Below are 13,549 nucleotides of genomic sequence, written 5' to 3' on the forward strand. Positions count from 1 at the left end.
TCGCGGCCAGGATCAGCGGGCCAGATACGCCGCGACCAGGGGGCCGATCACGTCCCATGCGTCCGGGGTGGTGAGCCGGTTGTGCCCGAACTCGACGGGGCGGTCGTCGATCCGGCCCGCGATGTAGGGCCGCCAGGTACTGACATTCGGGATGGGCTCCGGGTTGCCCGTGGCGGCGATGAACAACAGGTCGCCGTCGAAGACCTCGTGCTCGTGCGCGGCGATCTGACGCAGCAGATGACACATGTCCCCGTAGACGTTCTCCAGTTCGGTTGCGGAGAAACTGATTCCGGCCGACTCCAGCAGTTCGGCCGCGCGGTCGGCCGTGAGGTCGTCGAGTCCGGGCGGGACGTCGATGCCACCGAATTCGGCCAGCAGCAGCGACAGCGGCGGAATGGCGGTGTCGTCCGGCACAGCGACGTCGGCGCGGGAGTCGAGCATGATCAGCGACGGCACCTCCGCGCCCCGGCGGCGTAGTTCGACGGCCGTGGCGTGCGCCAGCGGGCCGCCCGCCGAGTAGCCGAGCAGCTGGTAGGGACCCTCGGGCTGCACGCGGAGGATCTCCTCGGCATAGCGCACTGCCAGGTCGCGCACGGTCCGGTCGGCCGTCCCGCCGTCGGTCACGCCCGGGGACTGGATGCCGTAGATGGGGTTCACCCCGTCGATGTGTCGGACCAATCCGCCGTAGCACCAGGCCAATCCGATGGCCGGATGCACACAGAACAGGGCGGGACCCTCGCCCTGCGGGCGCATGGGCAGCAGGACCCGCATCGACTGTTCCACGCCCGGTTGCGCGGCGGCTTCGCCGAGTCGTCGCGCCAGCGCGGCGGGGGTGGGATCGAGGAACATCCATTGCAGCGCCATCGGGATGCCGGTCGCTTCCCGCACCTGGGTGACGACGCGGACCGCGCCCATCGAGGTGCCGCCGATATCGAAGAAGTTGTCGTCCACGCCGACTCGCGGGGACTCGAGCACGGCTTCGAAGGCGGCGACGAGGATGCGTTCCTCCTCGGTGCGCGCGGCGCGGTACCCGCGGTGGACCGGAGTCGGCGCCGGGTGGCTCGGCTCCGCGTGGGGAGTCGCCGTCAGCGCCGGCAGTCCGGCCCCGGCGACCTCGATGGTGCCGACCGCTGCCAGGGGATCGGCCGTCATGGCGTCGAGGATCGCGAGGAAGCCGTCCGCCATGGCCGCGGCGGTGGAGCGGTCGAACAAGTCGGTGGCGAAGGTGAGGGAGGCGGTCATGCCCGCGGGCTCCCCCTCGGTCCCGAACTGTTCGGCCAGCATCCATTCGAGATCGAACTTGGAACCGGGCGCGGGCGCGTCGAGCGGGCGGACCGCCAGGCCCGGCAGTTCGGTGCGCTCGGTCTGCACGTTCTGGAAGGCCAGCAGCACCTGGAACAGGGGGTGGCGGTCGGTGGAGCGGACCGGGGCCAGCGCCTCCACCAGTCGTTCGAACGGCAGGTCCAGATTGCCGTAGACGGCCAGGTCGGCGCGGCGGACCGCGTCGAGGGTGGCAGCGAATCCGGCGGCGGGATCGACCTGCGATCGCAGCACCACCGTATTGACGAACATGCCCACGAGGTCGTCGAATTCGCCGTCGCCGCGACCGGCGACCACCGAGCCGAGGGCGATGTCCGGGTGACCGGACATCCGCGCCAGCAGCACCGCGAGGGCGGCGTGCACCACCATGAACGGGGTCGCGCCGTGGGCGCGGGACAGCTGCTGCACGCGGTCTTGAACGGTTGCGGGAACGGTGAATTCGATGCGATCGCCGGTACCGGACGGCAGGGTCGGGCGGGGGCGGTCGGTGGGCAGGGCGTGGACCTCGGGCAGGCCGGCCAGGGTGGTGCGCCAGAACTCCAGCTGCCGACTCGCGAGACTGTCGGGATCGCTCTCCGCGCCCAGCAGTTCGTGCTGCCACAGGGCGTAGTCGGCGTACTGCAGCGGCAGCGGCGTCCATGCGGGCGCGACGCCCGCGGTGCGAGCGGCGAACGCGTACACGACATCTCGGGCCAAGGGAGCCATCGACCAGCCGTCGGCCGCGATGTGGTGGACCGCCAGCGCCAGCACGGTGCGTTCCGGCCCGACATGGAGAACACACACGCGCAGCGGGGTTTCGCGGGTGATGTCGAAGCCCCGCGACAGCTGGGCGATCAGCGCGGCGTGGATGCCGTCCGCGGTGACATCGAGTTCGGTGATCGGCGTGGAACCCGGTGTCGGCGGCAGAATCCGCTGGTCCGGCAGGCCGTCGGGCCCGGCCGGGTAGATCGTGCGCAGCGTCTCGTGCCGGGCCACGACATCGTCGATCGCGGCGCGCAGGGCCGAGACATCGAGCGCGCCGTCGATCTCGAAGGCGCCGGGAATGTTGTAGAGCGGTGAGCCCGGGTCGTATCGATTGAGGAACCACATGCGCTGTTGTGCCGCCGAGAGCGGGATCCGCGCCGGGCGCGGGCGCGGTCCGGGACGCGGGCGGTCGGACGCGGCGCCCGCCGCCACGAAGGCGGCCAGCTCGGCCACGGTCGGGGCGTCGAAGAGCGCCCGCACCGGCACGGCGGCGTCCAGGGCGGCGCCGACCCGGGCCACGACCCGGGTGGCGATCAGCGAATTGCCGCCGAGCGCGAAGAAATCGTCGTCGCGCCATACCCGATCGATGCCGAGCACCTCGGCGAACGCCGCCGCCACCGCGGTCTCCACCGGCCCTTCGGGCGCCTGGTGAGCGCGGGCCTCCTGCTGCGGGGCGGGCAGGGCGTCCAGGTCCAGTTTGCCGTTGGCGGTGCGCGGCAGCTCCGGTAGCACCATGACCGCGGAGGGCACCATGTAGGACGGGAGTCGTTGCGCGGCGGCCTTCTTCAGCACGGCCGGCACCGGCTCGGCACCGGGTGCGGCGACCACGTAGGCGGCCAGCAGGCCGCCGTGGCCGTCGTCGCGCACCACCGCGACCGCCCGCGCGACCGACGGGTCGGCGGTCATGGCCGCCTCGACGTCGCCGAGTTCGATGCGCAGGCCACGCAGTTTGACCTGGGTGTCGGTGCGGCCCAGGTACTCCAGCTTCCCGGCGCGGCGGCGCACCAGGTCGCCGGTGCGGTACATACGCTCCCCCGGCACGCCGTGGGGGTCGGCGACGAAGCGGGCGGCGGTCAGGTCGTAGCGGCCGAAATAGCCCCGGGCCAGCGGGATTCCGGCCAGATACAGCTCGCCGACCACGCCGTCGGGGACCGGGCGCAGCCGCTCGTCCAGGACGAGGGCCCGCACACCGGGCGCGGGGATACCGATGGTGATCGGTTCGCCGGAGCGCACCGACCCGCCGACGGCCCACACGGTCGCCTCGGTCGGGCCGTAGTCGTTGAAGTGGTTGCGGCCCTCGGCGGCCCACGCCGTCACCAGCTCGGGCGGGCAGGGCTCGCCGCCGGTGACGATCAGGCGCAGGTCGTCCAGGCCGGTGGGGTCCACGGTGGCCAGGGCCGACGGGGTGAGGGCGATGTGCGAGACGCGTTCCCGGGACAGCAGTTCCCCGAGTTCGAGTCCGGCGAAGACCGTCGGCGGTGCCACGACCAGGGTGGCGGCCGCGCCGACGGCCATGAGCAGCTCCACCACCGAGGCGTCGAAACTGGGTGAGGCGACGTGCAGGACGCGGGAGTCGGGGGTGATCTCGTCCCGCTCCCGCTGGGCGACAGCCAGATTCGCGAGACCCGCGTGGGACACCACCACGCCCTTGGGTGCGCCCGTCGACCCCGAGGTGAAGATCACGTACGCGGGATTGGCCGTGTTCCGGGGGATTTCGGCGAGTTCGGGCGGGTTGTCGTCGGCGTCGGGCTCGTCCAGGCACCACCAGTGCACGGTGTCGGGCAGGCGGTGACGCTGGTCGGTGACGGTAAGGCCGAGCCGCACGCCGGACACGTCGATGATGCGAGCGATGCGGTCGGGCGGGTAGGCGGGGTCCACGGGGACGAAGGCCGCGCCGGTGCGCGCGACGGCCCAGACCGCCACCACCGATTCGATGGAGCGCGGAATACCCACGGCCACCAGCGTTTCTGGGCGGGCGCCTGCGGCCGCGAGCCGTCGGGCCACCTGGTCGGCGCGGACATCGAGTTCGCGGTAGGTCAGGCTCCGGTCGCCGCAGACCACGGCGATGCCGTCCGGGTTGGCGGCGACGGCGTCGGCCATGATGTCGGCCAGGGTGCGCGGGGGTGTCACCGGGGCGCGACCGCTGCCGAGCCGGTCCTGCTCCGCGGGGGTGAGCAGGTCCAGATCGCCGACCGGGCGCGGGGATTCGACCGTGATATCACCCAGCAGGTGAACCAACCGGTCGGTGAAGTCGGTCATGGTGGCGGCGTCGAACAGGTCCGTGGCGTAGCAGCAGCGCAGGTCCAGGCCGTCGGCATCGCCGATTACGGTGAGGCTCAGGTCGAATCGGCTGTTGGTCTGCGGCAATTCGAGCGGGGCCACGGTCAGTTCGGGCAGGCGCAGTTCCGGCATGGGCAGGTTCTGGAACACCAGCATGACCTGGACCAACGGATGGCGGGCCTCCGAGCGGGCCGGGGACAGCACCTCGACGAGCCGCTCGAACGGCACGTCGGCGTGCTCGAAAGCCGCCAGATCGGTGTCGCGCACGCGATCCAGCAGCGCCCCGAAATCCTCGGCGGACCGCACGTCGGTGCGCAGGACCAGGGTGTTCACGAACATGCCGACCAGGTCGTCGAGTTCGCGCACGCCGCGGCCCGCGACCGGGGTGCCGACCACGACATCACCGGTCCCGCCGAGCCGGGCCAGCAGCACGGCCAGGGCCGCGTGCACCACCATGAACGGCGTCGCCCGATGCTCGCGGGCGTAGCGGTCGATCGCGTCGCTCACGGTGCGGTCCACGCGCGCGGTGCATTCGGCCGCCTGATGCGAGGCGCGAGCCGGGCGCGGGCGGTCGGTGGGCAGCTCCAGATGATCCGGCACCCCGGCCAGCGTGTCCGACCAGTAGGCGACCTGCCGGGCGGCGAGCGAGCGGGCATCCTCCTCGTCGCCCAGCCGATCCCGCTGCCACAGGGTGTAATCCGCGTACTGCACGGGCAGCGGCTCCCAGGTGGGAACCTCCCCGGCCGCGCGGGTCGCGTAGGCGGCGGCCACATCCCGGGTCAGCGGGGCCATCGAGAATCCGTCCGTCGCGATGTGGTGGGCGACGAGGACTACGACGTGGTCGTTCACTTCACCTGCGGACGTATCGATCCGGAAGACGCGAACGCGCAGGGGGACAGCGGCCGTGACGTCGAAGCCGTCGCCGATGGTTTCCGCGACCACCGTGGGCAGTGAGTCCGGGGTCACCGGAATCGGCTCGAGGTCGAGGGGGACCTCGTCGGTGTCGACGACGCGCTGCATGCCGATGCCGTCGATGTCGGGGTAGACGGTCCGCAGGGTTTCGTGGCGGTCCAGCACGTCGTGGAGGGCGGCGCGCAGGGCGGCATGGTCGAGGTGGCCCGTCAGCCGCAGGGCCACCGGCACGTTGTAGGCCGGGGACGCCGGGTCGAAGCGGTTCACGAACCACATGCGCTGCTGCGCCGGGGAGAGCGGGACCAGGGCGGGGCGCTCGGTCCGGGTCGGAGCCGGTGCGGCGGTGTCGGATTCGGTGGCGGTCAGGCGGTCGGCCAGTTCGGCGACGATCGGGGCCTCGAACAGCAGGCGGACGGGGACCGTGCGGTCGAGGTGCGCGGCCAGGCGGGCGGCGACGCGGGTCGCGATGAGGGAATCCCCGCCGAGGGCGAAGAAGTCGTCGCGAGCGCCGACACGATCCAGGCCCAGCACCTCGGCGTAGGTTTCGGCGACAGTGAGCGCCAGGCCGGTGGGCTCGATGTAGTCCGCCTGTGCCAGTGCGGGTTCCGGGAGGGCGCGCAGGTCCAGCTTGCCGGTCTGGGTGCGGGGTAGCTCCGGAAGGATCTGCATGCTCGAGGGGATCAGGTAGCGCGGCAGCCGATCCGAGGCCCAGGCCAGCAGGTCCGGCACCGGGATCGGAGCGTCGACGGTGACATACGAGCACAGCGACATCGCCCCGGCCGGGTTCCGGCGTGCCACCGTCACCGCGGCGTCGACGCGCGGATGGGTGAGCAGGACGGCGTCGACCTCTTCCGGCTCCACGCGGATGCCGCGGATCTTGACCTGGTAGTCGGTACGGCCGAGGTATTCGAAACCCGCCGCGGTGCAGCGCATCAGGTCGCCGGTGCGGTACATGCGTCGACCGGCGTTGAAGGGATCGGCGACGAACCGGCTCGCGGACAGCGCCGCACGGCTCGCGTAGCCACGGGCCAGACCCGGTCCGCTCACGTACAGCTCACCGATCGCGCCGAGCGGCACCGGTCGCAGCCAGCTGTCGAGGACCTGCATGGTCGTACCGGGGACCGGTGCGCCGATGAGCGTCCTGGTGTCGGGTGTCATCGGGTCGCCGAAGCTCGCGGCGATGGTGGTTTCGGCCGGGCCGTAGGAGTTCACCAGCGCGCAGTCGGCGCCGAAGCGGGTCACCAGGGCGGGCGGGCAGACCTCGCCGCCCATGATGACGGTGCCGACACCCATCAGGTCGGCGTGGTGGTCGAGGGTGCCGAGCATGCTCGGCGTGCTGACCAGATGGGTGGCAACTCCCGCCCTGATCGCCGCGGCCAGCTCGGCCCCGGCGCTCGCTTCCTGCGGGGCGACGAGCAGCGTCGCCCCGGCGGTGAACGTGGACATCCACACCAGCATCGCGGCGTCGAAAGCCGGATTCAGGCAATGCAGGACGCGCGCGTCACGATCGATCCCGCCGCGTCGCCGGGTCTCGGCCACCATGTCCGCGAGACCGGCGTGCGACACCACGACGCCCTTCGGCGTGCCGGTGGAACCGGAGGTGAACACGACATAGGCCGCGTGCTCCGGGAGCAATCGCGCGGTGCGATCCGCGTCGGTGACGGCCTCGGCGGACAGCGCGGCACACTCGGCGGCGAACTGTTCGTCATCGAGCCGCAGCCACGAGACCTCGCCGGGCAGATCGGTCTGCTCGACGCCGGTGACGCCCAGCACCGCACCGCATTCCGCGGCGACGACACGCGTCCGGGCGGCGGGCTGGGTGATGTCGACCGGGACGAAAGCCGCGCCGGTCTTGGCGATGGCCCACACGGCGACCATGGACTCGATCGACCGCGGCAGGGCGACCAGTACGGTCCGCTCCGGTCCCGCTCCCCCGGCGATCAGCCTGCGCGCCAACCGATTCGCCGCGGCATCCAGTTGTCCGTAGGTGAGTTCGCGAACATTCCGGCCGAGCCGAGCATCCGCGGACCGGTCCGCACCCACTGCGACGGAATCGGATGCGGTGATATCCGTTCCGGCATAGGCGGACGCGGTGTCGTCCACCACGGCGGCCGGTGAGGAGGCATCAAGGATCGCGATCGCGTCCGGGGACGCGCCGGAACCCAAGAGGTCCGGTAGCGGGCGAGGCGCGCCCGCGGGCAGGCCGTGGCGGATCGCGGCATCGGCGTCCGGGCACGCGCCGGTGAGCGTCGCGACGCGGTGGGTCGACGGTCCGGTCAGCGCGACGAGGAGGCGCGACAGGGACTCGGCGAGCGAATCGGCCTGGGCGGCGTCGAAATAGCGGGGTGAGCGGGTGAGTTCGAGACGGAGGCCGTCGTTGGCGTAGGCGGCCAGCGAGAGCGGGTAGTGGGTGCCGTCCTGGGCGCGCAGGTTGGTGACGGCGAGGTCGGCGTGGCGGGTGGCGGCGGCCAGGGTGGCCGCGTCCACCGGGTAGGACTCGAAGACCGTTGCCGTGTCGAAGAGCTGGCCGCGACCGGTGGCGGCGTGGATCTCGTCCAGGCCCAGGTGCTGGTGTTCGGCCAGGGCGGCCTGCTCGTGCTGGACGCGGGTGAGCAGGTCGGCGATGGATTCGGCCGGGTTCAGGGTGATGCGGACCGGGACGGTGTTCACCAGCATGCCGACCATGCGGTCGGAGCCGGGGAGCTCGGGGGGACGGCCGGACACCGTGGCGCCGAAGACGATGTCCGCGGCTCCCGTCCGCTCGGCCAGCAGCAGCGCCCAAGCGGCCTGGACCAGCGTGTTGACGGTGACCTGGCAGGCGGCGGCGGTGCGGCGCAGGGCGTCGGGCAGGCCCTCGGGGAGCGGAACCTCGTGGGCGACCGGCGCGGTCGCGGCGGCGGCGCGCGGGGCGGTGGGTGCGATCAGGGTGGGGCCGTCGAGACCCGCCAAGGCCTGCGTCCACGCGGTGCGGGCCTGGTCGGCGGGGCGGGCGGCCAGCCATTCGAGGTGGGTGCGGAACGGGACCGGGGTCGCGAAACCGGTGTCGTCACCGGAGGTTTCGTAGAGGCCGATGAGTTCCGCGAACAGCAGCGGCATGGACCAGCCGTCGAGGATCAGGTGGTGGTTGGTGATGACCAGCCGGAAACGGCGCTCACCCGCCGCGAGGCACAGGAAGCGGATGAGGGGCGGGCGGTCCACCGCGAACGGGACCCGCAGTTCGGCCGCGGTGAGGGCGTCGAGCTCCTCGGGGGTCGCGCCGATCGCCTCGCGATACTCGCACGGCACCGCCACCTCGGCCGGAATCACCTGTACGGCACCGGCATCCGAGGCGATGAACCCCGCGCGGAGCACGTCGTGGCGGCGGACCAGGGCTTCGGCGGCGGCCCGCAACCGGTCCGGATCGAGGTCGGCTTCGACGTCGATGATCGCCTGCACCGAATAGCCGTCCGAGCGGCCTTCGGCCAAGTGGGCCTGGAACAGGAGGCCGCGCTGCAATGGCGTCAGCGGCCAGGCGTCGGCGAGACGGCCGAGAGTCCGTTCCCAGGTGTCGATTTCGGGTTGCGAGACCTTCAGCAGGGGTAGGTCGGCGGGGGTCAGGCCACCGGCATCGGGCCGCCGGAGCAGGTCGGCGATCTCGCCGAGAGCCGAAAGCCATTCGCGGGACAGTGTTTCCACGTCCTCGGCGGGGATCGCACCGGAGGCGTACTGCCACATCGCGCGGATCCGCGGCCCGGCCGCCGACTCCAGGGTGACGGCATCCACCGACAGCACCGCCGCCAGCGGCATGGCCGGGTCGGCATGCCCGCCCAGGCGGTCGCCGACCGCGATCGGCAGCCAGTCGCCCTCGATCCCGATGTCGGGGATCTGGCCCAGGTAGTTGAAGCCGAGCTGCGGCTCCTGGATAGCGGCTAGCTCGGACGCGGTCTCGGGGTTCAGATAGCGCAGCAGTCCGTAGCCGAGGCCACTGCGCGGCACGGCACGCAGCTGCTCCTTGACGTTCTTCAGCACCGATTCCACCGAGCTGAGGTCCGAATCACCGTTCATCGCAACGGGTCCCAGCCGGACGGGCACCTGGGCGGTGAACCAGCCGACCGTCCGCGACAGGTCCGCTCCCGCGACCGCCGTCTCGTCACGACCGTGCCGCTCCACCGTGACCACGGTGCCCGCGGCCTCGGTCTCACCGCGCCCGGCGCGCCAGCGGGCGATCGCCATGGTCAAGGCGGCCAGCAGGGCGTCCTCGACGCCACAGCGATAGGTTCCGGCGAGCCGTGTGACCAGAATCGACGAGACGTCCTCCGGCACTTCGAGATCGATGTGGGCGGCGGTGCGGTGCGTGTCCACCGCCGGGTCCAGCGCACGCAGCCCGATCGGAGCGCCCTCGGCCAGTACGTCGCGCCAGTATCCGAGTTCTCGCCTCGGCCACGGCAGGTCCACCACCGCGTCGTCCGGGTGGTCCGTGCCGTGAGCACCGGCGTTCGCCACGGACGCCAGCGCGTACGACCAGGTGCGCATCGACGTCCCCGTCTCGCGCAATTCCGGCCGGGTACCGGAGACGGCCTGCGCCCAGGCGGACATCAAGTCGGGCAGCAGGATTCGCCACGACACCGCGTCGCAGGCCAGGTGGTGGACGGCGATCGCCAACCGTCCCGAGCGGCCCGCGCCCGCGTCCAGCCAGGTCAGGGCGAGCATCGACCCCGAGCGCGGATCCAGCCGGTTGACGGCCGCCGCCAAGGCGCGGTCGATCGCGGCGGCGGTGATCACGACCTCGGCCTCCGGCTCGCCGTGCCCGTCGCTGGCGATGCGTTGCACCGCGGCACAGTCGATTCGGGTCAGCAGGGTCGCCGCGTCGACGGTCTCCGGTGGGGTGACGTCCAATCGCGGCCCGTCATCGGTGTGGACGACGCGGGCCCGCAGCATGTCGTGGCGGTCGAGCACCGCTTGCACGGCGGCGAGCACCATCGCGGGCTGGGCCCCGACCGGGACCTGGACCACCATCGACTGGGCGAAGTGCCGCCAGCCGGGACGGCTCAGCAGCCAGGACGCGACCGGCGTCAGTGGCAGCCGGCCGACACCACCGCCGGGGAGTTCGGCAAGCCGCTCGTGGCGATCCTCCAGATGCGTGACCACGGCCGCCAGACCCGCCGGGGTGCGATGCTCGAACACCTCGCGGGCGGAGAAGACCAGGCCCGCCGCGCGGGCGCGCGAGACCAGCGTGATGGCCATGATCGAGTCGCCGCCCAGCGCGAAGAACGAGGTGCCCGGGCCGACCTCGGGGATGCCGAGGACCTCGGCGAACAGCGTGCACAGCGCCCGTTCGGTCTCGGTGGCCGCCGCTGCGGCGTCGACCGGTTGCGCCACAACGGGTTCCGGCAGCGCGCGCCGATCCACCTTGCCGTTCGCGGTGAGCGGCAGCGCGCCCAGCACGGTGACGGTCGCGGGCACCATGTACGGCGGCAGCCGGTGCGTGGCGTGATCCAGCAGCTCGGCCTCGGTGATCGCGTGCCCGGCATGCGGCACCACGTACGCGGCCAGCACGGTGCCGCCGCCGGGGCCCGGACGCGCCACGGTCACCGCGATCTCCACCCCGGCGTGCGCGTTCAGCGCGGCGTCGATCTCGCCCAGCTCCACCCGCATACCGCGCAACTTGACCTGGAAATCACCGCGCCCCACATACTCGAGCACGCCGCGCTCGGTCCAGCGCACCAGATCCCCGGTGCGGTACATGCGCGCCCCGGCCGCACCGTCCGGCGCGGGCAGGAACCGTTCGGCGGTCAGACCGGGACGGCCCGCGTACCCGCGCGCCACCCCCGGCCCGCTCACGTACAGCTCCCCCGCCACACCGATCGGCACCGGACGCAGCCAGCGGTCCAGCACCAGCATCCCCGCGCCCGGAATCGGATCGCCGAGACCGGACTCGACGCCCGCGACCAGACCGCCCGTGTAGGTGACGGCCACCGTGGTCTCGCTGGGTCCGTACGAATTCAGCAGGTCCCGCCCGGTCCCGAAGCGCGCCACGATATCCGGCGGTGTCGGCTCACCACCCGAGGACACCGCGCGCACGCCGTCGAGCGCGTGCGACTCCAGCGTGGACAGCACCGCCGGGGTGGAACACACCTGCGTGATGCCGTAATCGCGGACCAGCCCGGCCAATTCGGCGCCGAGCACCGGATCCGGTTCGGCCACCACCAGCGTTGCGCCCGCCGCGAACGCCATCAGCCACTCCAGCACCGCCGCGTCGAAACTCGGGTTGAGGCATTGCAGGACACGGGAACCCGGATCCACCCGGTACGCGGACACGATGGCCGCGGCCAGACCGGCCAGACCGGAGTGGGTCACCACCACGCCCTTCGGCACGCCCGTCGACCCGGAGGTGAAGACCACGTAGGCCGGATTCTCGACCCGGGGGCGGCCTCGGAGCTCATCGGCGGTCAACGGCAGATCCGACACCACGGCGTCGTCGGACGCCGCGCCGCCGCCTCGCAGGAGATCGTCCAGGATGATCCAGGGCATCGAATCCGGTAGTTTCGCAGACGATTCCGAGAAGGCGAGACCGACCGTCGCGCCCGCTTCCGCGGCGATGCCGGCCAGCCGGGCCGCGGGCAGAGCCGTGCCCACGGGCACGAACGCGGCGCCGGTCTTGGCCACCGCCCACAATGCCACCACCGCCTCGATCGAGCGCGGCAGGGCCAGCAGGACCGTCGACTCCGGGCCCAGGACGGGCACATCAGGGCCGGACTCCGCGGCGCGCAATATCCGGCGCGCCAGCCGATTCGACAGGGCGTCCAACTCGCCGTAGGTCAGTCGCCGGTCGGCGGCCATGACCGCGATCGCGTCGGGACCCGCCCGGTGCAGACCGGCGGCCAGGATCTCCGGCAGCAGCCGCTGTTCGGGCGCGGTCATCCCGTGCGCGCCCGCCAGCAGCGACTTCTCGTCCGGCACCGTGTAATCCAGCTCGGCCACGGGAGTCCCGGCCTCCGCCGACAGCAGCGAATCCAGCAGCGCGAGGAACCGGCGATGATGCCGGGCCAGCGAATCCTCGTCGTACAACCGCGGATTCGCCGCGAAGTCGACATGGATCGGCGCGCCCGCCCCGTGCTGATAGAAGTTGACGAACAGGTCCTCGATCGGCCCCGACGTCACCACGTGCAGGCTCGATTCGACGCCCTCGAAATCGATCCCGGCCGGGAACAGCATGATGTTGATGACCGGCCCGGTCATCCCGCGCCCGAACTCGGCCCGCCGGCCCCCGTCATCCCCGGCCCGGCCGACGTCATCGCCTCGCGAGTCGTCCGGGCGCATGTCCTCGTGGCGGAAGCGTTGGTGGCGTAGGGCTCCCGACGCCGCGACCCGGACCGCGTCCAGGACCTCGCCGACCCGCCCGGTGCGCGGCACCGGCACGCGCAGCGGCACCACATTGGCGATCATGCCGCCCGAACGCCGCAGCACCGCGGTGGTGCGGCCGGAGACCGGCAGGCTCAGGACCACGTCCTCCGTCGCGGTCAGGCGGGCGTAGTAGAGCGCGACCGCCGCCATGACCACGGTCGCCGAACTGGTGTCGAAACGGCGGGCGGCGGCTTCCAGCCGGGCGGCGGTGCCGTCACCCAGCTGGGCGCGGGCCTCGCGCCCCAGCGCGCACGCCGGGGCGGTGGCCGCGACCAGGCTGCAACGGCCGGGCATGCCCGCGGTGGCCTCGCGCCAGTAGTGCTCGTCGGTGACGTACCGGGAGGACTCCCGGTACGCCATCTCCGCCTCGTGCACTTCCAACAGCGAGGCCGCGGTGCCGGGAGGCGCCGATTGCCCGCGCACCGCGGCGTTGTACAGCTCGGCGACCCGATACAGCATGGTCACCGAACCGAATCCATCGATGAGAAGGTGGTGAGCTCTGGTGTACCACAGGTGATGGGACTCCCCGACCCGGATCACCACTGATACCCCGGCGTTCACGCCGAACAGGTCGATCGGCCGCGCCACGTCGGCGCGCATCCACTCCAGCGCCTCGGCGACCGGATCGGTGCGATCGGTGAGATCCAGGAACCCGATCTCGCGCTCCATCCCGGCGTCGACCACCTGCCCCGGCTGATCCCCGGCCTCGACGAACCGCAGGACGCCCGAACCGAACTCACGCCCCGCCCGCACCCCCACCCGCCGCAGCGTCTCGATCTCCAGCGGCCCGCGCATCTCGATGTACTGGGCCTCCGACAACGGCACGGCCGGATCCAGCTGCTGGGCGTAGAACATCCCCAGCTGTGCGGGGGACAGCGGGAAGGTATGGCCGGAAACGCGCGTCATCGAT

1 protein-coding gene is annotated in these 13,549 nt (G+C 72.1%); it reads right to left on the reverse strand.

What is annotated here, in order from left to right:
- Positions 1-12 precede the first annotated feature (12 nt).
- The gene (locus tag ACQP06_RS26455; RefSeq protein ID WP_433667120.1) at positions 13-13,545 is read right to left on the reverse strand and encodes an amino acid adenylation domain-containing protein; all 13,533 of its coding nucleotides are present in this window, start codon (positions 13,543-13,545) and stop codon (positions 13-15) included.
- Positions 13,546-13,549 lie beyond the last annotated feature (4 nt).

The organism is Nocardia sp. CA-136227 (assembly GCF_050955695.1).
Classification (GTDB): Bacteria; Actinomycetota; Actinomycetes; order Mycobacteriales; family Mycobacteriaceae; genus Nocardia.